This window comes from Klebsiella sp. C360, from assembly GCF_048822415.1.
Classification (GTDB): Bacteria; Pseudomonadota; Gammaproteobacteria; order Enterobacterales; family Enterobacteriaceae; genus Klebsiella; species Klebsiella quasipneumoniae.
On sequence record NZ_JBMEZZ010000004.1, the window covers coordinates 286,248 to 312,117 of the forward strand.

General features: G+C 58.3%; 23 protein-coding genes and 1 other RNA gene. 7 read left to right on the top strand and 17 right to left on the bottom strand.

Annotation, left to right across the window (positions count from 1 at the left end):
* Both ACOI7D_RS13295 and ACOI7D_RS13300 read left to right on the top strand, forming a co-directional pair.
* Nucleotides 1–612: a DsbA family protein gene (locus ACOI7D_RS13295; protein ID WP_023290975.1), complete on the top strand. Its 612-nt coding sequence runs from the start codon at nucleotides 1–3 to the stop codon at nucleotides 610–612.
* Nucleotides 602–1,105: a protein disulfide oxidoreductase gene (locus tag ACOI7D_RS13300; protein ID WP_109546952.1), complete on the top strand. Its 504-nt coding sequence runs from the start codon at nucleotides 602–604 to the stop codon at nucleotides 1,103–1,105. Before ACOI7D_RS13295 ends, ACOI7D_RS13300 begins: the two co-directional genes overlap by 11 nt.
* A gap of 144 nt (nucleotides 1,106–1,249) precedes the next feature.
* Here ACOI7D_RS13300 and ACOI7D_RS13305 read toward each other — a convergent pair whose 3' ends face one another.
* The 8 genes from ACOI7D_RS13305 to ACOI7D_RS13340 all read right to left on the bottom strand — a co-directional run bounded on the left by ACOI7D_RS13305 (nucleotide 1,250) and on the right by ACOI7D_RS13340 (nucleotide 11,311).
* Nucleotides 1,250–1,993, bottom strand: coding sequence for an SDR family oxidoreductase (locus tag ACOI7D_RS13305; protein ID WP_109546951.1), 744 nt, complete (start codon nucleotides 1,991–1,993; stop codon nucleotides 1,250–1,252).
* Between the two features lie 61 nt (nucleotides 1,994–2,054).
* Complete coding sequence (gcvP, locus tag ACOI7D_RS13310; protein ID WP_023290978.1) at nucleotides 2,055–4,928, bottom strand: aminomethyl-transferring glycine dehydrogenase; 2,874 nt, start codon at nucleotides 4,926–4,928, stop codon at nucleotides 2,055–2,057.
* A 145-nt stretch (nucleotides 4,929–5,073) separates the two neighbouring features.
* Nucleotides 5,074–5,463, bottom strand: coding sequence for a glycine cleavage system protein GcvH (gcvH, locus tag ACOI7D_RS13315; protein WP_023290979.1), 390 nt, complete (start codon nucleotides 5,461–5,463; stop codon nucleotides 5,074–5,076).
* A gap of 24 nt (nucleotides 5,464–5,487) precedes the next feature.
* Nucleotides 5,488–6,582, bottom strand: a complete 1,095-nt coding sequence (gcvT, locus tag ACOI7D_RS13320; RefSeq protein WP_044524690.1) for a glycine cleavage system aminomethyltransferase GcvT — start codon at nucleotides 6,580–6,582, stop codon at nucleotides 5,488–5,490.
* A gap of 422 nt (nucleotides 6,583–7,004) precedes the next feature.
* On the bottom strand, nucleotides 7,005–8,207 hold the full coding sequence (gene ubiI / locus ACOI7D_RS13325; RefSeq protein WP_109546950.1) for an FAD-dependent 2-octaprenylphenol hydroxylase: 1,203 nt from the start codon (nucleotides 8,205–8,207) through the stop codon (nucleotides 7,005–7,007).
* 10 nt (nucleotides 8,208–8,217) lie between these two features.
* Entirely contained in the window at nucleotides 8,218–9,396 is a 1,179-nt protein-coding gene (ubiH, locus tag ACOI7D_RS13330) for a 2-octaprenyl-6-methoxyphenyl hydroxylase (RefSeq protein WP_065805879.1), read from the bottom strand.
* Nucleotides 9,393–10,709 (bottom strand): Xaa-Pro aminopeptidase, encoded by a 1,317-nt coding sequence (pepP, locus tag ACOI7D_RS13335; RefSeq protein ID WP_004205299.1) that lies wholly within the window; start codon nucleotides 10,707–10,709, stop codon nucleotides 9,393–9,395. Before pepP ends, ubiH begins: the two co-directional genes overlap by 4 nt.
* A 23-nt stretch (nucleotides 10,710–10,732) precedes the next feature.
* Entirely contained in the window at nucleotides 10,733–11,311 is a 579-nt protein-coding gene (locus tag ACOI7D_RS13340; protein WP_002916486.1) for a YecA family protein, read from the bottom strand.
* 166 nt (nucleotides 11,312–11,477) lie between these two features.
* Between ACOI7D_RS13340 and zapA the strand changes: the two genes are divergently transcribed.
* The 3 genes from zapA (at nucleotide 11,478) to ACOI7D_RS13355 (ending at nucleotide 12,728) form a co-directional block, all read left to right on the top strand.
* Complete coding sequence (gene zapA / locus ACOI7D_RS13345; protein WP_004205298.1) at nucleotides 11,478–11,807, top strand: cell division protein ZapA; 330 nt, start codon at nucleotides 11,478–11,480, stop codon at nucleotides 11,805–11,807.
* A 41-nt stretch (nucleotides 11,808–11,848) separates the two neighbouring features.
* Nucleotides 11,849–12,032, top strand: a non-coding RNA gene (gene ssrS, locus ACOI7D_RS13350) — 6S RNA.
* Nucleotides 12,033–12,131: 99 nt separating this feature from the next.
* A complete protein-coding gene (locus tag ACOI7D_RS13355; RefSeq protein WP_072413555.1) occupies nucleotides 12,132–12,728 on the top strand; it encodes a 5-formyltetrahydrofolate cyclo-ligase in 597 nt (198 codons plus the stop codon).
* 83 nt (nucleotides 12,729–12,811) lie between these two features.
* Here ACOI7D_RS13355 and serA read toward each other — a convergent pair whose 3' ends face one another.
* Both serA and rpiA read right to left on the bottom strand, forming a co-directional pair.
* Nucleotides 12,812–14,044 carry a phosphoglycerate dehydrogenase gene (serA, locus tag ACOI7D_RS13360; RefSeq protein ID WP_008806446.1) on the bottom strand — a complete coding sequence of 411 codons (1,233 nt, stop codon included), beginning with the start codon at nucleotides 14,042–14,044 and terminating at the stop codon, nucleotides 12,812–12,814.
* A gap of 269 nt (nucleotides 14,045–14,313) precedes the next feature.
* Complete coding sequence (rpiA, locus tag ACOI7D_RS13365) at nucleotides 14,314–14,973, bottom strand: ribose-5-phosphate isomerase RpiA (protein ID WP_002916495.1); 660 nt, start codon at nucleotides 14,971–14,973, stop codon at nucleotides 14,314–14,316.
* A 167-nt stretch (nucleotides 14,974–15,140) separates the two neighbouring features.
* On the opposite strand from rpiA, the gene argP reads away from it, so the two are divergent.
* Complete coding sequence (gene argP / locus ACOI7D_RS13370; protein ID WP_002916497.1) at nucleotides 15,141–16,034, top strand: DNA-binding transcriptional regulator ArgP; 894 nt, start codon at nucleotides 15,141–15,143, stop codon at nucleotides 16,032–16,034.
* Nucleotides 16,035–16,088: 54 nt separating this feature from the next.
* Here the strand turns inward: argP and ACOI7D_RS13375 are convergent, their stop codons facing one another.
* The 7 genes from ACOI7D_RS13375 to tkt all read right to left on the bottom strand — a co-directional run bounded on the left by ACOI7D_RS13375 (nucleotide 16,089) and on the right by tkt (nucleotide 24,568).
* Entirely contained in the window at nucleotides 16,089–16,847 is a 759-nt protein-coding gene (locus ACOI7D_RS13375; RefSeq protein ID WP_023290983.1) for an oxidative stress defense protein, read from the bottom strand.
* 89 nt (nucleotides 16,848–16,936) lie between these two features.
* Nucleotides 16,937–17,572, bottom strand: a complete 636-nt coding sequence (gene argO / locus ACOI7D_RS13380) for an arginine exporter ArgO (protein WP_109546949.1) — start codon at nucleotides 17,570–17,572, stop codon at nucleotides 16,937–16,939.
* Nucleotides 17,573–17,723: 151 nt separating this feature from the next.
* Complete coding sequence (locus ACOI7D_RS13385; RefSeq protein WP_023290985.1) at nucleotides 17,724–18,581, bottom strand: small-conductance mechanosensitive channel MscS; 858 nt, start codon at nucleotides 18,579–18,581, stop codon at nucleotides 17,724–17,726.
* 190 nt (nucleotides 18,582–18,771) lie between these two features.
* A complete protein-coding gene (gene fbaA / locus ACOI7D_RS13390) occupies nucleotides 18,772–19,851 on the bottom strand; it encodes a class II fructose-bisphosphate aldolase (RefSeq protein ID WP_008806452.1) in 1,080 nt (359 codons plus the stop codon).
* A 97-nt stretch (nucleotides 19,852–19,948) separates the two neighbouring features.
* A complete protein-coding gene (gene pgk / locus ACOI7D_RS13395) occupies nucleotides 19,949–21,112 on the bottom strand; it encodes a phosphoglycerate kinase (protein ID WP_023290986.1) in 1,164 nt (387 codons plus the stop codon).
* A gap of 39 nt (nucleotides 21,113–21,151) precedes the next feature.
* Nucleotides 21,152–22,180, bottom strand: coding sequence for an erythrose-4-phosphate dehydrogenase (gene epd / locus ACOI7D_RS13400; protein WP_004205289.1), 1,029 nt, complete (start codon nucleotides 22,178–22,180; stop codon nucleotides 21,152–21,154).
* Between the two features lie 396 nt (nucleotides 22,181–22,576).
* A complete protein-coding gene (gene tkt / locus ACOI7D_RS13405; protein WP_050533751.1) occupies nucleotides 22,577–24,568 on the bottom strand; it encodes a transketolase in 1,992 nt (663 codons plus the stop codon).
* Nucleotides 24,569–24,847: 279 nt separating this feature from the next.
* Here tkt and ACOI7D_RS13410 point away from each other — a divergent pair, with 279 nt between their 5' ends.
* Entirely contained in the window at nucleotides 24,848–25,606 is a 759-nt protein-coding gene (locus tag ACOI7D_RS13410; protein WP_017899781.1) for a M48 family metallopeptidase, read from the top strand.
* Nucleotides 25,607–25,870: the final 264 nt, after the last annotated feature.

Genomic DNA, 25,870 nt, shown 5'->3' on the forward strand with positions numbered 1-25,870 from the left:
ATGAGAGCTATCACCGCCTTATTGCTGCTGTGCGTATCCGCCTTCAGCTTCGCCGCCCCGGCGGAAGAACCACCAGCAAACGGTAATGACCAGCTGGCGCAGCTGCTGTTTAACGATCCGAACAGCCCGCGCACCGGCGCCAAAGCGCCGAAGCTGACGATCGTCTCGTTTACCGATTACAACTGTCCTTACTGTAAACAGTTTGATCCGATGCTGGAAAAAATCGTCCACGATAACCCGGACATCCAGCTGATCGTGAAGCTGCTGCCGTTCAAGGGGCAAAGTTCGGTCAATGCCGCCAAAGCGGCGCTCTCTACCTGGCGCCAGCAGCCCGATAAGTTCTGGGCGCTGCATCAGCGGCTGATGGCGAAAAAAGGCTATCACGATGACGCCAGCATCGCCGCGGCGCAGAAGAAAACCGCCACCGACAGCGTCAGTCTCGATGACAAGACCATGGATTCACTGAAGATGAACCTGATTTTGTCGCAGGTGCTGAATATTCAGGGCACGCCGGCGACCATCATCGGCGATCAGATGGTGGCCGGGGCGATCCCTGCTGACGAACTGGAGGGGCTGGTGAAAGAGCAGCTGGCGAAAGCCCGTGGCCAGTAAGCTCAGGCGCTGGCTGCGTGAGCTGGCAGTGTGGCTGCTGATTGGCGCGGCGATGGGCCTGGCGGTGGATTATTTTCGCCAGCCCGCGCTGCCGCAAAACGTCAGCGCCACATCGCTGCACACCCTCGACGGCAGGACGGTGGATCTGAACGCCATGAGCCAGCAAAAGCCGCTGCTGCTGTACGTCTGGGCCACCTGGTGCGGGGTCTGTCGCTACACCACGCCGTCGGTGGCATCGCTTGCCGCCGATGGCGGCAATGTACTGACCGTGGCCCTGCGATCCGGCGATAACGCCGCGCTGGAGACGTGGCTTGCCAGAAAGAAACTGGCGCTGCCGACGGTAAATGACCCGAGCGGCCAGCTGGCGCGGCAGTGGGACATTCGGGTGACGCCAACGCTGGTGGTGATTTATCGAGGCGAGGTGAAGTCGGTTACCACTGGCTGGACCAGCAGTTGGGGAATGCGCCTGAGGCTGTGGCTGGCCTTCTGGTAGACCGCCGGGTTACCCGGCTCGCGCTGCGCTTAGCCGGGCTACGGGTACGCATCGTTGGGTAGCCCGGATAAGGCGTAGCCGCTATCCGGGAAGGTTTCCCCGGCTTGCGCTGTGCTTAGCCGGGATACTGAACGATGGCCTGGGTTATTTACCGCCCGCCAGTTCGAGGAAGCTACCCGTCACATACGACGCTTTGTCGCTCAGCAACCAGGCAATGGCCTGAGCGACCTCTTCCGGCTGGCCGCCGCGCTGCATCGGTAGCGAATCTTTTACCCGGTCCACACGTCCCGGTTCGCCGCCGGAAGCATGCATCTCGGTATAAATCAGCCCAGGGCGCACGCCATTTACCCGGATCCCCTGCGCCGCCACCTCCAGCGCCAGCCCGGTGGTCAGGGTATCCACCGCCCCTTTCGACGCGGCGTAATCAACATATTCTCCCGGCGAGCCAAGGCGCGACGCCGCCGACGACACGTTAACTATCGCCCCGCCCTTGCCGCCATGCTGATGCGCCATGCGCTTGACCGCCTCGCGGCAGCAGAGGAAATAGCCGGTCACGTTGGTCGCCAGCACGCGGTTAATGCGCTCGGCGCTCAGGCTCTCCACCGTACACTGGGTAAAGAGGATCCCGGCGTTGTTAACCAGCGCCGTCAGCGGCTCGCCCATGCGGTCAATCGCCTCAAACATCGCCATCACCTGCGCTTCATCACTGATATCCGCCCGCAGCGCCGTGGCTTTGCCGCCGGCGGCAACAATGGTATTCACCACCTCGGTGGCAGCGTTAATATTGTGATGATAATTGACCGCGACAGTATACCCTTCCTGCGCCAGCAGCAGCGCCGTCGCCCGACCTATTCCGCGGCTCGCGCCGCTAATCAGTGCTATCCCCATGCTTCTCTCCCAAAAAATAAAGGCGCCGCAGCGCCTTTAAAAGTATAGCTAATTCCGCACGTTACTGATATTCGCTCATCGGCACGCAGGAGCAGAACAGATTACGGTCGCCGTACACGTCGTCCAGGCGTTTCACCGTCGGCCAGTATTTGTTGTGCAGACCCGCCGGGAATACCGCCAGCTCGCGGCTGTACGGATGGTTCCATTCCCCAACGATCTCACCCTGGGTATGCGGCGCGTTCACCAGCGGGTTGTCTTCCAGCGGCCATTCACCGGCTTTGACGCGGTCGATTTCCGCGCGGATCGCCAGCATCGCGTCGATAAAGCGGTCCAGCTCCACCTTGCTTTCCGATTCCGTCGGCTCAACCATCAGCGTACCCGCTACCGGGAAGGACATGGTCGGCGCATGGAAGCCAAAGTCGATCAGGCGCTTGGCGATATCCAGCTCGCTAATGCCGGTCTCTTCTTTCAGCGGACGAATATCGAGAATACATTCGTGCGCCACGCGACCATCGCGACCGGTGTAGAGCACCGGGTAGGCGTCTTTCAGACGGGTAGCGATATAGTTGGCGTTAAGGATCGCGTTCTGGCTCGCCTGCTTCAGCCCTTCCGCGCCCATCATACGGATATACATCCAGCTGATCGGCAGGATGGATGCGCTGCCGAACGGCGCAGCGGAAACCGCGCCCTGACGGGTCAGCATCCCTTCAATCTGCACCACGCTGTGACCCGGCACGAACGGCGCCAGGTGCGCTTTCACGCCGATTGGGCCCATACCCGGGCCGCCGCCGCCGTGCGGAATGCAGAACGTTTTATGCAGGTTGAGGTGCGAAACGTCAGCGCCGATAAAGCCCGGAGAGGTGATCCCGACCTGGGCGTTCATGTTGGCGCCGTCAAGGTAAACCTGGCCGCCGAACTGGTGCACGATCTCGCACACTTCGCGAATGGTCTCTTCATATACGCCGTGGGTCGACGGATAGGTGACCATGATACAGGAGAGATTTGCCCCCGCCTGCTCTGCTTTTTCACGCAGGTCGGCGAGATCGATGTTGCCGTTTTTGTCGCACGCAACCACCACCACCTGCATACCCGCCATCTGCGCGGAAGCCGGGTTGGTGCCGTGCGCGGAGCTTGGGATCAGGCAGATATCGCGATGGCCTTCGTTGCGGCTCTCGTGGTAGTGGCGAATCGCCAGCAGGCCAGCATATTCGCCCTGCGCGCCGGAGTTCGGCTGCATGCAGACGGCGTCATAGCCGGTCAGTTTCACCAGCCAGTCGGAGAGCTGAGCGATCATCTGATGATACCCTTCCGCCTGCTCTACCGGGCAGAACGGGTGCAGCTCAGCGAACTCCGGCCAGGTGATGGGGATCATCTCCGCCGCGGCGTTCAGCTTCATGGTGCAGGAGCCCAGCGGGATCATCGCCTGGTTCAGCGCCAGATCTTTACGCTCCAGGGCGTGCATGTAGCGCATCATCTCGGTCTCGCTATGGTAGCGGTTGAACACCGGATGGGTGAGGATCGCATCGTCGCGCAGCATCGCCGCCGGGATGGAGCGGCTGTCCAGCGCCACGTCTTTATCCAGGGTATCGATGTCCAGACCATGATCGTCGCCGACGATGGCGCGGAACAGGTTGAGCACGTCTTCGCGGGTGGTCGCTTCATCGAGCGTAATGCCCACCGCGCCGTGAATATCGCTGCGCAGGTTAATCTGCAGGGCTTCGGCACGCGCCAGCACCGCGGCTTTATCCGCCACTTCCACGCACAGGGTGTCGAAGTAGTGGGCATGACGCAGCTTCAGCCCTTTCTTCTGCAGGCCATCGGCCAGAATGTCGGTCAGGCGATGAATGCGGCCTGCGATACGTTTCAGACCCGCCGGGCCGTGGAATACCGCGTACAGGCTGGCGATGTTGGCCAGCAGCACCTGCGAGGTACAAATATTGGAGTTCGCTTTCTCGCGGCGGATGTGCTGTTCGCGAGTCTGCATCGCCATGCGCAGCGCGGTATTCCCCGCCGCATCTTTCGATACGCCGATAATCCGGCCCGGCATGGAGCGTTTGAATTCATCTTTCGCCGCGAAGAAGGCCGCGTGCGGGCCGCCATAGCCCATCGGCACGCCGAAGCGTTGGGCGGAGCCGAAGACGATATCCGCGCCCTGCTTGCCCGGCGCCGTCAGCAGCACCAGCGCCATAAAGTCGGCAGCGACGCTGACAATCACTTTGCGCGCTTTCAGCTCGGCGATCAGTTTGCTGTAATCGTGGATTTCGCCGGTGGTGCCCACCTGCTGCAGCAGCACGCCGAAGACATCCTGGTGATCGAGCACTTTGTCGGCGTCATCGACGATCACGTCGAAACCGAAGGTTTCCGCACGAGTGCGCACCACGTCCAGGGTTTGCGGATGGACGTCGGCGGCGACGAAGAAACGGTTGGCGTTTTTCAGTTTGCTGACGCGTTTGGCCATCGCCATCGCTTCGGCGGCGGCGGTCGCTTCATCGAGCAGCGAAGCGGAAGCGATATCCAGCCCGGTGAGATCCAGCGTAACCTGCTGGAAGTTGAGCAGCGATTCCAGACGGCCCTGGGAGACTTCCGGCTGGTAAGGGGTATAGGCGGTATACCAGCCCGGATTTTCCAGCATGTTGCGCTGAATAACCGGCGGCAGCTGCACGGCGGTGTAGCCCATGCCGATGTAAGACTTGAAGCGCTTGTTGCGACCGGCGATCGCCTTCAGCTCTGCCAGCGCGGCGAATTCGGTTGTCGCGTCGCCCACCTGCGGTGGGGTCGCCAGCTGGATATCCTGCGGCACAATCTGGCCGATCAGGGCGTTAAGCGAATCCGCGCCGACGGTCTTCAGCATCTCTTGCTGCTGCTGAGCGTCCGGGCCAATGTGACGTTCGATAAAGGCGTCGCGGTTTTCAAGCTGACTTAAAGTCTGAGTCATGAGCGATGGTTCCTGAAACGTGCGGTGAATCGTGATTGTCTGACTGGTTTGCCCGGCAAACGCTGATGCTTACCGGGCCGGAATACGCAAAATCGTCCGCGCGGCAGGAAGCCAACGCCCCTGCAGCGTGAAGGATGAAACGTATTTATTCGTCTTCTAACAGAGCTTCATAGGCGGTCGCATCCAGCAGCGCGGCAACCTGCGCTTCATCGCTGGCTTTGATTTTGAAGATCCAGCCGTCGGTGTACGGGTCGCTGTTGACCAGTTCCGGCGAGTCGTTCAGCTCTTCGTTAACGGCAACGATTTCACCGCTGATCGGGGCATAAATATCGGAAGCCGCCTTCACGGATTCGGCAACCGCGCAATCGGCGCCCGCTTCAACGGTGGCGCCCACTTCCGGCAGATCAACGAATACCATATCGCCCAGCAGCTCCTGCGCATGCTCGGTGATCCCGACGGTATAGGTGCCGTCCGCTTCTTTACGCAGCCACTCGTGTTCTTTGCTGTATTTCAGTTCTGCTGGTACGTTGCTCATCAATTCATCTCCAAAAAAGGGAAATCACACAATGGCTTTGCCATTGCGTACAAAACCAGGTTTAGTCACTTTTACCGGCATTTCACGGTTACGAATTTGCACCACCGCGGTGTCGCCTATCCCGGCCGGCACGCGAGCCAGCGCGATACTGTAGCCCAGGGTCGGCGAGAAGGTGCCGCTGGTGATAATGCCTTCTTTTTGAGTACCGTCGCTATCGGTAAAACGTACCGGCAGGCCGCCGCGCAGGACGCCTTTCTCGGTCATCACCAGGCCAACCAGCTGTTCGGTGCCCTTTTCACGCTGCATCTCCAGCGCTTCGCGACCGATAAAGTTACGATCCGCCGGTTCCCAGGCAATAGTCCAGCCCATATTCGCCGCCAGCGGAGAGACGCCTTCGTCCATCTCCTGGCCATACAGGTTCATCCCGGCCTCCAGGCGCAGGGTATCGCGCGCGCCGAGACCGCACGGCTTAACGCCAGCGCCCAGCAGACCGCGCCAGAAATCCGCCGCCTGCTCGTTCGGCATGGCGATTTCATAACCCGCTTCGCCGGTATAGCCGGTGGTGGCGATAAACAGCTCGCCGGCCTGCACGCCGAAGAACGGCTTCATACCTTCCACGGCCTGACGCTGCGCGTCGGTGAACAGCGTCGCCGCCTTCGCTTTCGCCTGCGGCCCCTGGACCGCGATCAGCGACAGATCGTCGCGAACGATGATTTCAAGGCCGTAAGGTTCAGCTTGTTCGGAAATCCAGGCGAGGTCTTTTTCGCGGGTGGCGGAGTTAACAACGAGGCGGAAATAATCTTCAGAGAGGAAATAGACAATCAGGTCGTCGATGACGCCGGCGGAGGCGGTCAGCATGCCGGTGTAGAGCGCTTTGCCCGGGGTGGTGAGCTTCGCCACGTCGTTGGCCAGCAAATAGCGCAAGAACTCTCTGGTCCGGCTGCCGTGGAAATCAACGATGGTCATATGCGACACATCGAACATGCCTGCGTCGCCGCGCACCGCATGGTGCTCATCAATCTGGGATCCGTAATGCAGCGGCATCATCCAGCCATGGAAATCCACCATGCGCGCGCCGCACAGCGTGTGTTGTTCATACAACGGAGTCTGTTGAGCCATCTTTTCCTCATCGAATAAAACGGAACCAGCCACGAGATTGTCGGCGATTTTTCGCCACGAAATGGGGCGTCGGCATCGCTGACGGACACCGACGCAAACGTTCTCTTTTGCCTGAACTTACCACCGAACCCGGCGCTAAACCATAAGCTCATTCAGGGCATCACATTAGCTTATGACTAAAATCCGCCGAAAAGCCTACAGAGTTATTGACTGGAAAAAAGCGATTTACGCCACATAAAATTAACAATACCGCGGCTCAAATTAGGGAATGATGGTGTTTTATGCGATTTTATAGCCCTAATTTCTTTAACAAAAAAAAGGACGCATTAATAAAACTAATGCGAAAAAAGAGGTGAAATTAGAATATTTCAAATGAGGGGGAAAACCCGGCGCGCAGGCCGGGTGAAAGAAGTGTGACGCGGTTAACGTAACCAGGCAGGCAGATCGTTGAGGCCCATCGCCTGGCGAATCAGCCGCGGTTTCACGCCCGGCAGCGTATCGGCCAGTTTCAGCCCCATGTCGCGGAGGAACTTCTTCGCCGGATGGCTACCGGAAAACATGTCGCGGAAGCCCTGCATACCCGCCAGCATCAGCGCGGCGCTGTGCTTGCGGCTGCGCTCGTAGCGGCGCAGATAAAGATGCTGGCCGATATCTTTGCCCTGGGCGTGCAGACGCTTCAGTTCGTCGATAAGCTCGGCGGCATCCATAAAGCCGAGGTTGACGCCCTGCCCGGCCAGCGGGTGGATGGTATGCGCGGCATCGCCGACCAGCGCCAGGCGGTGGGCGGCGAACTGGCGGGCATAGCGGCCGGTCAGCGGGAAGACTTCACGTGCGCTTTCCAGCTGGCAGAGGCCAAGGCCATTATCGAAGGCGATATTCAACGCCTGGTTAAAGGTGGCTTCATCAGCCTTCTGCATCCGCTGCGCCTCCGCCGGCGACAGCGACCAGACGATAGAGCACAGGTGCGGATCGCAGAGCGGCAGGAAGGCGAGGATCCCGTCGCCATGAAATACCTGGCGCGCCACCGCCTGATGCGGCTCAGCGGTACGGATAGTCGCCACCAGCGCGTGATGATGGTAATCCCAGAAGGTCAGCGGAATATCGGCTTTATTGCGCAGCCACGAATTCGCCCCATCGGCGCCGATCACCAGACGCGCGGTGAGCATGCTGCCGTCCTGCAGGCTGAGAAAGGCCTCATTTTCGCCCCACGCCACCTGCTGCAGTTGCGCAGGCGCCAGCAGGGTGACGTCGGCGCAGCGCTGCGCCTTCTGCCACAGCGCATAATGCACCACGGCGTTTTCAATAATATGGCCCAGATGGCTGAAGCCCATGCTCTGGTCATCAAAGCTAATGCGGCCGAAGCTGTCTTTGTCCCACACTTCCATTCCGTGATAGCAGCTGGCGCGTCGGGCAACGATCTCGCGCCAGACGTCCAGCTTCGTCAGCAGCTTTTCGCTGGCGGCGTTTATTGCCGACACGCGCAGCGCCGGCGGCGCATCGGCAGCCAGCGGCTGCGGCTCCGCTTTCTCCAGCACCGCGACGCGCAGGCCGCTGCCCTGTAAACCGCAGGCTACCGCCAGCCCCACCATTCCACCGCCAACAATGGCAACATCAACACTTTGCACGTTCTACTCCTTAACGGGGAACCCAACCGAGGGTACGCTGCGCCAGCGCATCGCGCGCCGGGGTAAATAATTCCATGGCCATCAGACCGACATTGCGCCCCGCCACCAGCGGCGCCCAACGGTTGGCAAACAGATGCACCAGCCCATCGGTCACGCCGATGGTGGCGGCTTTATCCCCTGTTCTGCGCGCCTGATAGCGACACAGCAGCGGATAATGGCCGACATCTTCGCCGCTGAGATGGGCGTCAGCGAGCAGCTCCGCCAGACTCATCACATCGCGCAGGCCGAGATTAAAGCCCTGCCCGGCAATCGGGTGCAGCGTCTGCGCCGCGTTACCGACCAGCGCCAGGCGGTGCGACACCGCGCGGCTGGCGGTGGTGAGGGCCAACGGATAGACGCTGCGCTTCCCGGCGTGGGTAATGCGCCCCAAACGCCAGCCGAACGCCTGCTGCAGCTCCTGACAAAAGCGTTCGTCAGACCAGCTCAGCACCTCGTCGCGGCGCGACTGCGGATGACACCACACCAGCGAGCAGCGCCCTTGCGACATCGGCAGCATCGCCAGCGGGCCATGCTCGGTAAAACGTTCGAAAGCGCGGCCTTCGTGGGGCAGCGCGGTGCTTACGTTGGCGATAATCGCCAGTTGCTCATAGGGCTGTTGTTGCCAGCTGATGCCGCAGCGGGCGCCCAGCGACGAACGCGAACCGTCCGCCGCCACCAGCAGCTTGCCGCTGATCGTTTCGCCCCCGTCAAGGGTAAGGCTGACGCTCTCCTGGCTGCGGCTGACCGCTGCCACCTTCGCCGGGCAATGCAGCGTCACGCCCGGCGCCTCGCGCAGCAGGCTAAACAGTCGCTGGCCGACATCGTGGAGTTCAACCACCTGACCCAGCGCCGGCAGGCGATAATCCGCCGCCGCCAGATTCACAAAACCGGCATGGCCGCGGTCGCTGACGTGTACCCGCTGGATAGCCGTCGCCCGCTCGGCGAGACGTTGCCAGACACCGATGCGCGCCAGCTGCTGGCAGGTGCCGGCGGCCAGGGCGATCGCCCGGTCGTCGAAGCCGGGATGGCGAGCCGACTGGGGATCCTGCGCCTCAATCAGATGGACCGGCAGCGCGCCGCCGGTCAAACGGGAGATGGCCAGGGCGAGCGTCGCCCCGGTCATCCCGCCGCCGACGATCAGCACGCTCATGACTGGCGCGCCGCCGCCATCAGCGCTTCGATCTCATCTGCCTTCTTCACCACGCCGGCGGTGAGATTTTCGTTGCCGTCTTCGGTAATGACGATGTCATCTTCAATACGGATGCCGATGCCGCGGTACTGCGCCGGCACGTCGGCGTCGGCGGCGATATACAGCCCCGGTTCGACGGTCAGCACCATCCCCGGCTCCAGGACGCGAGAACGGTCGGTGTCGTAGTGACCGACATCGTGTACATCCAGCCCCAGCCAGTGGCTCAGACCGTGCATAAAGTACGGGCGGTGGGCATTGTTGGCGATCAGCTCGTCAACCTCGCCTTTGAGGATCCCCAGCCGCACCAGGCCGGTGATCATAATGCGCACCACTTCCTGGTTCACCTGGCAGATTGAGGTGCCCGGGCGATAGAGTTCCAGCGCGGTCTCCAGCGATTCCAGCACGATATCGTAGATTTCGCGCTGCGGCTGGCTGAATTTGCCGTTCACCGGGAAGGTGCGGGTAATGTCGCCGGCATAGCCGCGATACTCGCAGCCGGCGTCAATCAGCACTAAGTCGCCGTCGCGCAGTTCAGATTCGTTTTCGGTGTAGTGCAGAATGCAGCCGTTTTCGCCGCCGCCAACGATGGTGTTATAGGAGGGGAAGCGCGCGCCGTGGCGATTGAATTCATGGAGAATTTCGCCCTCCAGCTGATACTCGAACATGCCAGGGCGGCATTTTTCCATCGCCCGGGTATGGGCCAGGGCGCTGATCTCCCCGGCGCGGCGCATCACGGCCAGCTCTTCCGCGGATTTGAACAGGCGCATCTCATGCACAATGGGCCGCCAGTCGATCACCGAGTTCGGCGCCTGCAGGTTCTGCCGCGAGCCTTTGCGGAGTTTTTCGAGGGCGTTGAACACAATCTCATCGGCATAGGCATATTCGCCCTGGGCAAAATAGATAGCGTCCAGACCGTTGAGCAGCTGATACAGCTGCTGGTTGATTTCGCTGAACGCCAGCGCCCGGTCAACGCCCAGCTTCGCCGGCGCGGCCTCCTGGCCCAGACGGCGACCGAACCAGATCTCAGCGGTCAGATCGCGAACCCGGTTGAACAGCACGCTATGGTTGTGGGTTTCATCGCTTTTAATCAACACCAGCAGCGCTTCCGGTTCGTTGAAGCCGGTGAAGTACCAGAAATCGCTGTTCTGCCGGTAGGGATATTCCGAATCTGCACTGCGCACCGCTTCCGGTGCGGCGAAAATCAGCGCCGCGCTGCCTGGCTGCATCTGCGCCAACAGCGCCTGGCGACGCGAGAGAAATTCCTGCTGAGTCATGACGCCCCCTGAACGAATTTTAGTTAGTGTAATGTCGGTTTGCGGACTTCCGGTGCGGTTGGCTGCTGACGCGCAAAGGTGTCGTGGCACAGCAGTGCGGCTACGCGGACATACTCGATAATCTCCTCCAGAGACATCTCCAGCTCTTCCTGATCTTCGTCTTCATCGTAGCCCAGTTGGGCAATATTACGCAGATCGTCAATCGCTTCCCCGGTTTCGTCTTTCACTTTATCCAGCTTCGGCTGGCTAACGCCAAGGCCGAGAAGGAAGTGGTTGACCCAGCCGGCGAGGGCGTCGGCGCGGTCAAAGACGCTCACCGCATCGCCTTCCGGCAGATACAGTTGAAAGAGGAAGCCGTCGTCATCCAGTGAGTCGCTGATGGCGGAATGCATGTTACGCAGCGCCTGGGCCAGCTCATGGCCGAAGGCGAGACCTTCGTTGGTCAGGTCGTGCACCAGCGGCTGCCAGCTGCTGTCCGTGTTGCCGCCGCACAGTAATCCGCTGATCAAACCGTGCATCTCGGCCGGGGTAAGCCCTACCCCTTGTTGGTTCAGTAACTGGTCTACATCGTTGTAACCAGGCATTTCGTTCTGTATAGACATGCGCATTCGTCATCGTTGGGAGGAATATTCATGGTATGCTACCACTTTGGACCCTGGTGAACCAGAATAGGGCTTGTATCTTCGCACCAGGGTAGCTATAGTGTCGCCCCTTCGCAGACCCGGGTCAGGGTGTGAAGGCAGCGCAGTCAATCAGCAGGAAGGTGGCATGTCTGCACAACCCGTAGATCTCCAAATTTTCGGCCGTTCACTGCGAGTGAATTGCCCGCCTGAACAAAGGGATGCCCTGAATCAGGCAGCTGAAGACCTTAATCAGCGGTTGCAAGATTTAAAAGAACGCACTAGAGTCACAAATACTGAGCAGCTGGTCTTCATCGCCGCGTTGAACATCAGCTATGAGTTGACTCAGGAAAAAGCGAAGACCCGCGACTACGCTTCCAGTATGGAGCAGCGCATTCGCATGCTTCAGCAGACCATCGAGCAAGCATTGCTTGAGCAAGGTCGCATAAGCGAAAGACCAGGGTCGAAGTTTGAATAACACTTTGCAGTTAACTGTGTTAGAGTAACTCCAGGAACAAAATTTCTCTGAGATGTTTGCAAGCGGGCCAGTCCCCTGAGCCGATATTTCATACCACAAGAATGTGGCGCTCCACGGTTGGTGAGCATGCTCGGTCCGTCCGAGAAGCCTTAAAACTGTGACGACACATTCACCTTGAACCAAGGGTTCAAGGGTTACAGCCTGCGGCGGCATCTCGGAGATTCCCTTCCTTACCTCGCATTATTTCCCCACGCCTGTTTTCGGCTGATGCCGCACTGTATTACACTGTTTTCTATTGTTACGCCTGCTCGCCATGAGACCTGCATGACTCTACAGCCCGATACCCTGCTCTCCCGCCAGCACATTCGCCAGCAGATCCGCGAGCGTCGACGCGCGCTCAGCCCTGAGCAACAGCGGCAGTTTGCCCTGCAGGCCGCAGAGCGAATGATGGCCTGGCCGCCGGTGGTTCTCGCCCACACCGTGGCGCTGTTTCTCTCCTTTGACGGCGAGCTGGACACCCAACCGCTGATCGACCAGCTCTGGCGGGCCGGTAAGCGAGTCTATCTCCCGGTGCTGCATCCGTTTAGCCCCGGTAACCTGCTGTTTTTACATTACCATCCGCAGAGCGAACTGATAGTGAATCGCCTGAAGATCCGCGAACCGAAGCTCGACGTGCGCGACGTGCTGCCGCTCGCTGAACTCGATGTGCTGGTCACCCCGCTGGTGGCCTTCGATGCCGGCGGCCAACGGCTGGGGATGGGTGGCGGTTTTTACGACCGGACGCTGCAAAACTGGCAGCAGTATCGCCTGCAGCCGGTGGGCTACGCGCACGACTGCCAGCAGGTGGACACCCTGCCGAGCGAAGAGTGGGATATCCCGCTGCCGGCGGTGATCACCCCGGGCAAAACCTGGTGTTGGTAGGTACGCGGGGACGAGAAATTCAGCCTGGAAATTATTAACAAAAAAACGGGCAGGTACGCGACCTGCCCGAGAGGCAAAAATGATTAGAACAGCAGACGGGCGCGGATAGTCCCCGGGATCGCTTTCATTGCCTGCAGCGCCTGCTGGGCAACGTCTTCTTCCGCTTCGATATCAATAACCACGTAACCCATCTGCGGCGACGTTTGCAGATACTGGGCGGCAATGTTGATGCTCTGCGCGGCGAAGATCTGGTTGATGGCGGTCAGGACGCCCGGCCGGTTCTCATGGATGTGCAGCAGACGGCGTCCGCCGTGCAGCGGCAGAGAAACTTCCGGGAAGTTGACCGCCGACAGGGTTGACCCGTTGTCAGAGTACTTGGCCAGTTTGCCGGCCACTTCCAGACCGATGTTCTCCTGCGCTTCCTGAGTGGAGCCACCGATATGCGGAGTCAGGATCACGTTATCAAATTCGCACAGCGGCGAAGTGAAGGGGTCGCTGTTGGTCGCGGGTTCGGTCGGGAAGACGTCGATTGCCGCCCCGGCCAGATGCTTACTCGCCAGCGCATCGCATAGCGCCGGAATATCCACCACGGTACCGCGGGAGGCGTTGATCAGCAGCGCGCCCGGCTTCATCAGCGCCAGCTCTTCCGCGCCCATCATATTTTTGGTGGAGGCGTTTTCCGGCACGTGCAGGCTGACCACGTCGCTCATGTTCAGCAGGTCGGAGAGATGCTGTACCTGAGTAGCGTTGCCGAGCGGCAGTTTGTTTTCAATATCATAGAAGAAGACATGCATCCCCAGCGATTCCGCCAGAATGCCGAGCTGGGTGCCGATGTGGCCGTAACCGATAATCCCCAGTTTCTTGCCGCGCGCTTCAAAGCTCCCCACCGCCAGCTTATTCCATACGCCGCGATGCGCCTTGGCGTTGGCTTCCGGCACGCCGCGCAGCAGCAGCAGCAGCTCACCGATCACCAGCTCGGCCACCGAACGGGTATTGGAGAATGGCGCGTTAAACACCGGAATACCGCGCTTCGCGGCGGCGTTCAGATCCACCTGGTTGGTACCGATGCAGAAGCAGCCGACGGCAACCAGTTTTTCCGCCGCGGCGAAAATCTCTTCAGTCAGATGGGTACGGGAACGCAGGCCGATGAAATGGGCATCACGGATCGACGCTTTCAGCTGTTCGGAATCCAGCGCGCCTTTATGAAATTCAATGTTGGTGTAACCTGCCGCGCGAAGGCTATCGATTGCCTTTTGATGCACACCTTCAACCAGCAGAAATTTAATCTTGTCTTTTTCCAGTGATACCTTAGCCATTTCCCCGTCCTGTTTTGTCTTAACTGATGTCGTGCTGAACGAAAGTTCGTCTCAGCAACATATCAAAAAAAACTATCGCGGCAATATGAACGTTTGCGTCGCCGTCCTGAAGAAATGTCATTCAGAAGGAAATGGCAGGACAAAACACCAGAAAGATAATGAACGGTAGCGCGTTAATCAGAATGGTTGCACAAATGTGACAGAAGTCACTAAATTGCACCAGGTGAAAAAATATTTGCGAGGGAGCCGGTTGGCTCCCTGCGGACAGACTATTTTACGATGGTTTTCACACCGTCAGCGGTGCCGATCAGCGCCACGTCGGCGCCGCGATTGGCGAACAGCCCTACGGTCACGACGCCAGGAATGCCGTTAATCGCGTTTTCCAGCGCGATAGCATCGAGAATTTCCAGGCCGTGCACGTCAAGGATCACGTTGCCGTTATCGGTCACCACGCCCTGACGGTATTCCGGACGACCGCCCAGCTTGACCAGCTGGCGTGCAACGGCGCTGCGCGCCATCGGAATGACTTCAACCGGCAGCGGGAATTTGCCCAGAATATCGACCTGCTTGGAGGCATCGGCGATGCAGATAAATTTATCGGCCACCGAAGCGATGATCTTCTCACGGGTCAGCGCCGCGCCGCCGCCTTTGATCATCTGCATGTGACCGTTGATCTCATCCGCGCCGTCAACGTAGATCCCCAGGCGATCGACGCTGTTGAGATCGAAGACGGTGATCCCGAGGCTTTTCAGCTTCTCGGTGGAGGCATCGGAGCTGGAGACCGCCCCTTCGATCTGCCCTTTCATGGTGCCCAGCGCGTCAATAAAATGGGCCGCCGTCGAGCCGGTGCCAACGCCCACAATGGTCCCTGGCTGTACGTATTGCAGCGCTGCCCAACCTACCGCTTTTTTCAGTTCATCCTGCGTCATAATAATGGTCCGAGATGTGAATGCCTGTGGCGCATTATAGAACATCGACAGTGGAAATGTCCCTGCGATGCAGATCACACAACAGAGCAGACCAATTTCGTCTGTATCAAATAAAAATTTATGTCATAGTGCGAGATAACGATTAGTTATGGGGGCACGCCAGAATAATGAAACGACCGGACTACAGGACACTACAAGCGCTGGACGCGGTGATTAGAGAACGAGGATTTGAGCGCGCCGCGCAGAAGCTATGTATTACCCAGTCCGCCGTCTCACAGCGAATTAAGCAGCTGGAAAATATGTTCGGCCAGCCGCTACTGGTACGTACCGTGCCGCCGCGCCCAACCGAGCAAGGACAAAAATTGCTGGCTCTGTTGCGCCAGGTTGAACTGCTGGAAGAGGAGTGGCTGGGCGACGAGCAGACTGGCTCCACGCCGCTGTTGCTGTCGCTGGCGGTGAACGCCGACAGTCTGGCGACCTGGCTGCTGCCGGCGCTGGCTAATGTGCTGTCGGACTCCCCTATTCGTCTCAACCTGCAGGTGGAAGATGAAACCCGCACCCAGGAACGCCTGCGCCGTGGCGAAGTGGTCGGCGCGGTAAGTATCCAGCCGCAGGCGCTGCCAAGCTGCCTGGTGGATCAGCTCGGCGCGCTCGATTACCTGTTTGTCGCCTCAAAAGAGTTTGCGCAACGCTACTTCCCGAACGGCGTAACGCGTTCGGCGCTGCTGAAAGCCCCGGTCGTCGCCTTCGACCATCTGGACGATATGCATCAGGCCTTTCTGCAGCAAAACTTCGACCTACCGCCGGGCAGCGTCCCCTGCCATATCGTCAACTCGTCGGAAGCCTTCGTCCAGCTGGCGCGCCAGGGCACTACCTGCTGTATGATCCCGCATCTGCAGATCGAAAAAGAGCTCAACAGCGGCGAGCTTATCGACCTCACTCCCGGCCTGTTTCAGCGCCGTATGCTCTACTGGCACCGCTTTGCCCCGGAAAGCCGTATGATGCGGCGGGTGACCGATGCGCTCATCGACTACGGTCACAAGGTGCTGCGTCAGGATTAAACCGCGGGCATAAAAAAAGCCACTTCGCTGAAGTGGCTTTTTTGTTTCTCTCGTTTACTGGGCCGGTTTCGGCGCTTCAGCCGGTTTCGCCGGAGCCGCGGCCTGCGCCGGCTGCAGTTCAAACACGACGTCGACCTGGTCGTCAAACTGGATAGTCGCCTGCTCGTAGGTTTCCTGGGCGGAAACCGGCGCAGCGTCAGCGGCCTTCATCATGCGAACCATCGGGCTCGGCTGATAATTAGAGACATGGTAGCGTACGCTGTACACCGGCCCCAGCTTGCTGTGGAAACCTGCGGCCAGCTCCTGCGCCTGGTGCACGGCGTCGTCGATCGCCGCTTTACGCGCTTTATCTTTGTAGGCGTCCGGTTGCGCAACGCCCAGCGAGACGGAGCGAATTTCGTTCAGACCGGCTTTCAGGGCGCCATCCAGCAGACCGTTGAGTTTATCCAGCTGGCGCAAGGTCACTTCGACGGTGCGCACCGCGCGATAGCCTTTCAGAATGCTTTTCCCGTTCTGATAGTCGTAATCAGGTTGGGTACGCAGATTCGCCGAGTTGATGTCTTTTTTCGCAATGCCGCTCTTTTCGAGGAAAGAGAGGTATTGCGCAACGCGATCGTCAGCCTGTTTTTTTGCCGATGCGGCATCTTTTGCCGCCACGTTCACTTCGATCGCCAGGGTAGCGATATCCGGAACCGCAGCAACGCTTGCTGTGCCTGAAGTCACAATGTGCGGACCGTCCGGCAATTCGCTTGCCTGTGCCGCCATCGTGCTAAATCCGAGTGTTGCCGCCAGGGCTAAGACTTTTAACTTCACTGTCGTTTCTCCATGTTACTTAAATCGCCCTTACGGGACGCATGCCAGCAAGCTTAGCGCGTACAGCAGGAAAGTCCATCGGACAACGCTTAGTTGAGCAACGCCTGGATATGGGCGACGCCCTCTTTTGCCAGCTGAAACGCAATAAACCACATGACGGCGCCGACCACAATGTTGATGATCCGCTGGGCTCTGGCGGTACGCAGCCGCGGCGCCAGCCAGGCGGCCAACAGCGCCAGCCCAAAGAACCACAGGAAAGAGGCGCTAATGGTTCCCAGCGCAAACCAGCGCTTCGGCTCCACCGCCAGCTGGCCTCCCAGGCTGCCCAGCACCACAAACGTATCCAGATAAACGTGCGGATTCAGCCAGGTGACCGCCAGCATAGTGATAATGATTTTCAAGCGCCCCTGCTGCATCGCCTCGGCGCTGGCGAGCTCAAGATTCTGACTGAACGCCGTCTTCAGCGCGCCAAACCCGTACCACAGTAAAAAGGCCACGCCGCCCCAGGTCACGAGCGCCAGTAGCCAGGGAGACTGCATCAGCAGCGCGCTGCCGCCAAAAATGCCGGCGCAGATCAGCAGCAAGTCGCTGACGGCGCACAGCAAGGCAATCATCAGGTGATACTGACGACGGATGCCCTGGTTCATCACGAAAGCATTTTGTGGGCCAAGCGGCAAAATCATTGCCGCTCCCAGGGCAAGGCCCTGAAAGTAATAGGTAAACATGAGGATTTTTCCGCTGTCTTCGAGAGTGGCGCTGACTATAACGCGAATAAATTATTAGCGGAAATTGAAAGTATTAATCATTAATAAGCAAAGCTAATAATGAGCCATTAAAAAAGGCCGGCATGGCCGGCCTGAGTCACTGAGTAGTGGTTTACTCGGCTTTTTCCGGCAGGCGCACCACATGAACATCCATCTGCGGATAAGGGAAGCTGATGCCATTGGCGTCAAATTCACGCTTGATGCGCTCGAGGATATCCCAGTAGACGTTTTGCAGATCGCTGCTTTTGCTCCACACGCGCACCACGAAGTTCACCGACGAGGCGCCGAGTTCGTTCAGGCGCACCGTCATTTCCCGATCGCGCAGAATACGATCGTCAGATTCGATAATCGAGGTCAGGAGCTGCTTCACCTTGTCGATATCGGCATCGTAAGAGACGCCGATAATAAACTCATTGCGGCGCGCCGGTTCGCGGGAGAAGTTAATGATGTTGCCGGCGATAATTTTGCCGTTCGGCACCACCACGATTTTGCCATCGACGGTGCGCAGGGTCGTGGAGAAAATCTGCACATTCTGTACGGTACCCGCAATGCCGCCGAGATCGACATATTCACCGGCGCGGAACGGGCGGAACATCACCAGCAGTACGCCAGCCGCGAGGTTAGACAGAGACCCCTGCAGCGCCAGACCGACGGCTAAACCCGCGGCGCCCAGCACCGCAATGACCGAGGCGGTCTGCACGCCCACGCGGCCCAGGGCGGCAATCAGCGTAAAGGCGATAACCGCATAGCGCACCAGCGCGGAGAGGAAATCGGCAACGGTGGCGTCAATTTTACGCGCCAGCATCAGGCGGTTGACGGTGTTAGAGACGACGCGCGCCACGATCATCCCGACGATCAGGATAGCGATAGCCGCGACGATGTTGACGGCATAGCTCAGCAGCAGCTCCTGGTTGCGTGCCAGCCACGTCCCGGCGTGGTTGATGCTATCGACAACGTTCAAATCTTCCATTTAACATTCCTTATGAATCCCCCAGGGGGAAGTAAATAACTCAGCCTGCGACAGGGCAGTCAGGTTATAGGGTAAACAATAAGTGCACGTTTTGCCAAATGGATCACAGTTTTCTGCCGCGCTATCCTGTTGTTAAGCTAATAAAAAAGCCCGCATTACTGCGGGCTTCAGGGTAAGAAACAGATTTTTCTTACAGAACGTCGATCGCGTTCAGCTCTTTAAATGCCTGCTCCAGACGAGTCACCATGGAAGTCTGTGCAGCACGCAGCCATACGCGCGGATCGTAGTATTTCTTGTTCGGCTGGTCTTCGCCTTTCGGGTTGCCCAGCTGGCCCTGCAGGTAAGCTTCGTTAGTTTTGTAGTACTGCAGGATACCGTCCCAGGTTGCCCATTGGGTGTCGGTATCGATGTTCATTTTCACTACGCCGTAGCTAACGGAGTCTTTGATTTCCTGAGCGGAAGAACCGGAACCGCCGTGGAAGACGAAGTTCAGGCTGTTGTGCGGCAGGTTGTGTTTCTTGGAAACATATTCCTGAGAGTCGCGCAGGATAGTCGGGGTCAGAACGACGTTACCCGGTTTGTACACGCCGTGTACGTTACCGAAGGAAGCGGCGATGGTGAAGCGCGGGCTGATTTTGCTCAGCTCGGTGTACGCGTAATCCACGTCTTCCGGCTGGGTGTACAGGGCGGAAGCGTCCATGTGGCTGTTGTCCACGCCGTCTTCTTCGCCACCGGTGCAACCCAGTTCGATTTCCAGGGTCATGTCCATTTTGGCCATGCGCGCCAGGTATTTAGAGCAGATTTCGATGTTTTCGTGCAGAGACTCTTCAGACAGGTCGATCATGTGAGAAGAGAACAGCGGTTTGCCGGTAGCGGCGAAGTGTTTTTCACCCGCGTCCAGCAGGCCGTCGATCCACGGCAGCAGTTTCTTCGCGCAGTGGTCAGTGTGCAGGATAACCGGCACGCCGTAGTGCTCAGCCATCTGGTGCACGTGGTGCGCGCCAGAGATAGCGCCGAGGATAGCAGCACCCTGAGGAACGTCAGTTTTCACGCCTTTACCTGCGATGAACGCCGCGCCGCCGTTAGAGAACTGAACGATAACCGGAGAGCGAACTTTCGCAGCAGCTTCCAGAACGGCGTTGATGGAGTCAGTACCTACGCAGTTTACCGCCGGCAGTGCAAAGTTGTTTTCTTTCGCTACCTGGAACACTTTCTGAACGTCGTCGCCAGTGATGACGCCCGGTTTTACGAAATCAAAAATTTTAGACATGTTACTTAGTCCTGTATCTGTATCTTCGACCGTTGAAGAAGGTTCGCGAGCCCTTAAGCGCGCTGAAAAACAGGCGGGTTTCCCCGCCTGAACTGAATTACTGCTTAGCGCGCTCTTCGAGCATCGCTACTGCCGGCAGGACTTTGCCTTCGACGAATTCAAGGAACGCGCCGCCGCCAGTGGAGATGTAGGAAATTTTGTCAGCGATGCCGAACAGGTCGATCGCTGCCAGGGTGTCGCCGCCGCCGGCGATGGAGAAACCTTCGCTGTCCGCGATAGCGTTAGCCACGATTTCAGTCCCTTTACGGAAGTTCGGGAATTCGAATACGCCAACCGGGCCGTTCCACAGGATGGTTTTGGCGTTTTTCAGGATGTCAGCCAGTTTCTGTGCGGAAACGTCGCCGAGGTCCAGAATCTGCTCGTCATCTTTAATGTCGTTAACAGATTTCAGAGTCGCCGTTGCGGTTTCGGAGAACTCGGTCGCGACGCGAACGTCAGTCGGAACCGGGATATCGCAGGTGCTCAGCAGGCGTTTGGCTTCATCAACCAGATCCGCTTCGTACAGGGATTTACCGACGTTGTGGCCCTGAGCGGCAACAAAGGTGTTGGCGATACCGCCGCCGACGATCAGCTGGTCAGCGATTTTAGACAGGGAATCCAGCACGGTCAGTTTGGTGGATACTTTAGAACCACCGACGATAGCGACCATCGGACGAGCCGGCTCTTTCAGCGCTTTACCCAGCGCGTCCAGTTCAGCGGCCAGCAGCGGGCCTGCGCACGCCACGTCAGCAAATTTGCCGATACCGTGGGTGGAAGCCTGCGCGCGGTGCGCGGTACCGAAAGCGTCCATCACGAACACGTCGCACAGCGCGGCGTATTTTTTGGACAGCGCTTCGTCGTCTTTTTTCTCGCCTTTGTTGAAGCGAACGTTTTCCAGCACCACCAGCTCGCCGGCAGCGACTTCCACGCCGTCCAGGTAGTCTTTAACCAGACGTACCGGGCTGGACAGTTTGTCTTTCAGGTAATTAACAACCGGCAGCAGAGAGAATTCTTCGTTGTACTCGCCTTCGGTCGGACGACCCAGGTGAGAAGTAACCATGACTTTCGCGCCCTGCTTCAGCGCCAGTTCAATGGTCGGCAGAGAGGCACGGATACGTGCGTCGCTGGTTACTTTCCCGTCTTTAACTGGTACGTTCAGATCCGCACGGATAAAAACGCGTTTACCAGCCAGATCCAGATCGGTCATCTTAATTACAGACATGGTGAATCCTCTCGTTGATTCATAAAGTTTTGTCGACGTTTACGCGTCGAACCTGAAACCAATAGCCGCCATCGCTAACGTCGTGTCGAGCATTCGGTTAGCAAAGCCCCATTCGTTATCGCACCAGACCAGCGTTTTGATCAGATGCGCGCCACTGACCCGGGTTTGCGTGCCATCGACGATGGCGCTGTGCGGATCGTGGTTAAAATCTGTTGAGACCAACGGTAATTCCGTATAGTCAACTATACCATGAAATGCACCTTGTGCTGCTTTTTGCAGCAACTGGTTGACTTCACATGCTTTTACCGGTTTTTTAACCGTCACGCTCAGGTCAATTGCCGTCACGTTTATCGTCGGCACCCGCACGGCAATCGCTTCAAAACGGTCATTAAACTGCGGGAAAATACGGGTGATCCCTGCCGCCAGTTTGGTATCCACCGGAATGATCGACTGGCTGGCCGCGCGGGTACGCCGGAGATCCGGATGGTAGGCGTCAATCACCTGCTGGTCATGCATCGCCGAGTGAATGGTGGTGACGGTGCCGGACTCGATGCCATAGGCATCATCTAACAGTTTAATGATCGGAATAATGCAGTTGGTGGTGCAGGAGGCGTTGGAGACAATGCGATGCTCGGCGCGGAGTTCATCCTGATTGACGCCGTACACCACCGTCGCGTCGAGGTCGTTGCCGCCGGGATGGGAGAAGAGCACTTTCTTCGCCCCAGCCTGCAGGTGCGCCTCACCGTGTTCACGGCTCCCGTAAACGCCGGTGCAGTCGAGCACCACGTCTACCGCCAGCTCGCGCCAGGGCAGCGCCGCAATGGTCGGCTCGTGCAGCAGCCGGATGGCATCATCGCCAACAAACAGCTGCTCGCGCTCCTGACGAACATCCCAGGCGAAACGGCCATGGCTGGTGTCATATTTCAACAAATGCGCGATGCCCGCAGCATCCGCCAGCTCATTGATAGCCACCACGGTGATTTCCGCACGGCGCCCGGATTCATATAGCGCACGAACCACGTTGCGTCCAATACGACCGAAGCCATTAATCGCGATGCGAATGGTCATAGATCTCCTGCAAGGCTGTCCCTGTTATGAGGTGGCTGACAGAGTAATCCAGCTACGCTCTGAGGGAAACCTTACCAGCCGCAAACTGCGACTGATTGATTAATTGTCGAACATTTAAACGACTGAAACGCTTCAGCTAGAATAAGCCAAACGAGGAATAAAAGGAATGTTTGTCCAGCGCAATAAACCAGCTATATGACTCACATCACATTTTCGCTGGAATAATTTACAACCGTATTACATGGTTCAGGAATAGCAGATACAAAAAGCCGGGTGAAAAGCCGGGTGGCGAGGTTAAAGCAAAACGGTAACCCAGGGGTTACCGTTTTTGGCGTTTGCACCCTCTCCTGTGGGAGAGGGTTGGGGTGCGGGCATCAGCCCGCACCGTAACCGCAATTACAGCAGCGCTTTCGCTTTAGCGACCACGTTGTCGACGGTGAAGCCGAACTCTTCGAACAGCTGCTCAGCCGGCGCAGACTCACCGAAGGTGGTCATGCCAACGATCGCCCCGTTCAGGCCAACGTATTTGAACCAGTAATCAGCAATACCCGCTTCCACGGCAACGCGCGCGGTCACGGCTTTCGGCAGTACGGATTCACGGTAGGCCGCATCCTGCTTGTCGAACGCGTCGGTGGACGGCATGGAGACCACGCGCGCCTTCACGCCTTCGGCGGTCAGTTTGTCCCACGCGGCCACCGCCAGCTCCACTTCGGAACCGGTGGCGATGAAGATCAGCTCCGGCTGGCCGGCGCAATCTTTCAGCACGTAACCGCCGCGGGCCACGTTCGCCAGCTGCGCTTCGGTACGCTCCTGCTGCGCCAGGTTCTGACGGGAGAGGATCAGCGCGGTCGGGCCGTCCTGACGCTCGACGCCATATTTCCATGCAATCGCGGATTCAACCTGGTCACACGGACGCCAGGTGGACATGTTCGGCGTTACGCGCAGAGAAGCCACCTGCTCTACCGGCTGGTGAGTCGGGCCATCTTCGCCCAGACCGATGGAGTCGTGGGTGTAAACCATCACCTGACGCTGTTTCATCAGCGCGGCCATACGTACCGCGTTACGCGCGTATTCCACGAACATCAGGAAGGTGGAGGTGTACGGCAGGAAGCCGCCGTGCAGCGCGATACCGTTGGCGATAGCGGTCATACCGAACTCACGCACGCCGTAGTGAATGTAGTTACCCGCGGTGTCTTCGTTAATCGGCTTAGAACCAGACCACAGGGTCAGGTTGGACGGCGCCAGGTCAGCGGAACCGCCGAGGAATTCCGGCAGCAGCGGACCGAAAGCTTCGATGGCGTTCTGAGAGGCTTTACGGCTGGCGATTTTCGCCGGGTTGGCCTGCAGCTTCGCGATGAACTCGTTGGCTTTCGCGTCGAAGTCAGACGGCATCTCGCCTTTCATACGACGGGTGAATTCGGCTGCTTCCTGCGGGAAGGCTTTGGCGTAGGCAGCGAACTTCTCATTCCATGCCGCTTCTTTCGCCTGACCGGCTTCTTTGGCGTCCCACTGCGCATAGATGTCAGACGGAATGTCAAACGGCGCGTGTTTCCAGCCCAGCGCTTCGCGGGTCAGGGCGATTTCGGCGTCGCCCAGCGGCGCGCCGTGGGAGTCGTGGGTACCGGCTTTGTTCGGCGAACCGAAGCCGATGATGGTTTTGCACATCAGCAGGGACGGTTTGTCGGTGACCGCGCGCGCTTCTTCTACTGCGCGTTTGATGGCGTCAGCGTCGTGACCGTCAACGCCGCGCACCACGTGCCAGCCGTAGGCTTCAAAGCGTTTGGCGGTATCGTCGGTGAACCAGCCTTCAACGTGGCCGTCGATAGAGATGCCGTTGTCATCATAGAAGGCCACCAGTTTGCCCAGCTTCAGGGTACCGGCCAGGGAGCACACTTCGTGAGAAATGCCTTCCATCATGCAGCCGTCGCCCATGAAGGCGTAGGTGTAGTGGTCGACGATGTCGTGGCCCGGACGGTTGAACTGCGCCGCCAGAGTTTTCTCGGCGATAGCCATCCCGACCGCGTTAGCGATACCCTGGCCCAGTGGACCGGTGGTGGTTTCCACGCCCGCGGTGTAGCCGACTTCCGGGTGGCCCGGCGTTTTGGAGTGCAGCTGGCGGAAGTTTTTCAGCTCTTCAATCGGCAGATCGTAGCCAGTGAGGTGCAGCAGGCTGTAAATCAGCATCGAACCATGGCCATTGGACAGTACAAAACGGTCACGGTCAGCCCAGGCCGGATTGTTCGGGTTATGGTTCAGGAAATCACGCCACAGCACTTCGGCAATGTCAGCCATACCCATCGGGGCACCCGGGTGGCCGGATTTGGCTTTCTGTACAGCGTCCATGCTCAGCGCACGAATAGCGTTAGCAAGCTCTTTACGTGAGGACATTTTGACTCCAGTTCGGACTGTTGAAGGCCATGCCCTTAACGACTTGACGAGAGCGCGTTTTGGGCTACGCCGGAAAAAAGTGTGAACAATGTAACCCAAGCGACAAGTCATGTACATGGAGCATCCTTTTGCCCTTTAAGAAATCTCTGGAACAGGTTGTGCTACGCCGGAATCCGCTCGCCCGCATCCTGCGATACTCTTTATAATTTACGCAGAATACGGTTCCCTGCCGTCGCCGTATTGTCGGATAAACAACCATAAGATTGTGGAAGATAAAAAATGAAAATTCGCTCAACCGTACTTGCTCTTGGGATCGCAGCAACGCTCACCGGATGTCAGAACATGGACTCCAACGGTCTGCTCAGCTCAGGGGCCGAAGCCTTCCAGGCATACTCCCTCAGCGACGCGCAGGTGAAAACCTTAAGCGACCAGGCCTGTAAAGAGATGGACGCCAAAGCGAAAATCGCCCCGGCCAGCAGTGAATACAGCCAGCGGCTGAACAAAATCGCGGCCGCGCTGGGCGATAACATCAATGGTCAGCCCGTGAACTACAAGGTCTATGAGACCAAGGATGTCAACGCCTTCGCCATGGCTAACGGCTGCATCCGCGTCTACAGCGGGCTGATGGATCTGATGAACGATAATGAAGTCGAGGCGGTGATCGGCCACGAAATGGGCCACGTCGCGCTGGGCCATGTGAAGAAAGGCATGCAGGTCGCCCTGGGCACCAACGCCGTGCGCGCGGCGGCGGCCTCCGCCGGCGGCATCGTCGGCAGCTTGTCCCAGTCGCAGCTCGGCGATCTGGGTGAAAAACTGGTGAACTCGCAGTTCTCCCAGCGCCAGGAATCGGAAGCGGACGACTACTCTTACGACCTGCTGCGTAAGCGCGGCATCAATCCGTCGGGACTGGCCACCAGCTTCGAGAAACTGGCCAAGCTGGAAGCCGGCCGTCAGAGCTCGATGTTTGACGATCACCCGGCCTCAGAAGCGCGCGCCCAGCATATTCGCGATCGCATGAAGGCCGACGGGATTAAATAATCGCCAGCGGGAGGCATGACTGCCTCCCTTTTATATCTGCCAGTAAAAATATTTAGCCGCATCAATTGATAACTTAAGCGCACAAACCGTTAATTATTATTTCACCTCGTCGCAGCCAATTATTTTATATGCTGTCACTCAGCAAAATATTATTTGGCAAATGAAAAACGGCGTACACAATCCGCCTTTCAGAACCGGGTTAGACCAAATATTAAATAGTCCACCCCTCTTCGCCAAACCTGGCCGGCGTGGGCCACACCGCTT

Coding starts and splice junctions, on each gene's coding strand:
- ACOI7D_RS13295 (WP_023290975.1), top strand. CDS start 1: ATGAGAGCTATCACCGCCTTATTGCTGCTGTGCGTATCCGCCTTCAGC.
- ACOI7D_RS13305 (WP_109546951.1), bottom strand. CDS start 1,993: ATGGGGATAGCACTGATTAGCGGCGCGAGCCGCGGAATAGGTCGGGCG.
- gcvP (WP_023290978.1), bottom strand. CDS start 4,928: ATGACTCAGACTTTAAGTCAGCTTGAAAACCGCGACGCCTTTATCGAA.
- gcvH (WP_023290979.1), bottom strand. CDS start 5,463: ATGAGCAACGTACCAGCAGAACTGAAATACAGCAAAGAACACGAGTGG.
- gcvT (WP_044524690.1), bottom strand. CDS start 6,582: ATGGCTCAACAGACTCCGTTGTATGAACAACACACGCTGTGCGGCGCG.
- ubiH (WP_065805879.1), bottom strand. CDS start 9,396: ATGAGCGTGCTGATCGTCGGCGGCGGGATGACCGGGGCGACGCTCGCC.
- pepP (WP_004205299.1), bottom strand. CDS start 10,709: ATGACTCAGCAGGAATTTCTCTCGCGTCGCCAGGCGCTGTTGGCGCAG.
- ACOI7D_RS13340 (WP_002916486.1), bottom strand. CDS start 11,311: ATGTCTATACAGAACGAAATGCCTGGTTACAACGATGTAGACCAGTTA.
- zapA (WP_004205298.1), top strand. CDS start 11,478: ATGTCTGCACAACCCGTAGATCTCCAAATTTTCGGCCGTTCACTGCGA.
- ACOI7D_RS13355 (WP_072413555.1), top strand. CDS start 12,132: ATGACTCTACAGCCCGATACCCTGCTCTCCCGCCAGCACATTCGCCAG.
- serA (WP_008806446.1), bottom strand. CDS start 14,044: ATGGCTAAGGTATCACTGGAAAAAGACAAGATTAAATTTCTGCTGGTT.
- rpiA (WP_002916495.1), bottom strand. CDS start 14,973: ATGACGCAGGATGAACTGAAAAAAGCGGTAGGTTGGGCAGCGCTGCAA.
- argP (WP_002916497.1), top strand. CDS start 15,141: ATGAAACGACCGGACTACAGGACACTACAAGCGCTGGACGCGGTGATT.
- argO (WP_109546949.1), bottom strand. CDS start 17,572: ATGTTTACCTATTACTTTCAGGGCCTTGCCCTGGGAGCGGCAATGATT.
- ACOI7D_RS13385 (WP_023290985.1), bottom strand. CDS start 18,581: ATGGAAGATTTGAACGTTGTCGATAGCATCAACCACGCCGGGACGTGG.
- fbaA (WP_008806452.1), bottom strand. CDS start 19,851: ATGTCTAAAATTTTTGATTTCGTAAAACCGGGCGTCATCACTGGCGAC.
- pgk (WP_023290986.1), bottom strand. CDS start 21,112: ATGTCTGTAATTAAGATGACCGATCTGGATCTGGCTGGTAAACGCGTT.
- epd (WP_004205289.1), bottom strand. CDS start 22,180: ATGACCATTCGCATCGCGATTAATGGCTTCGGTCGTATTGGACGCAAC.
- tkt (WP_050533751.1), bottom strand. CDS start 24,568: ATGTCCTCACGTAAAGAGCTTGCTAACGCTATTCGTGCGCTGAGCATG.
- ACOI7D_RS13410 (WP_017899781.1), top strand. CDS start 24,848: ATGAAAATTCGCTCAACCGTACTTGCTCTTGGGATCGCAGCAACGCTC.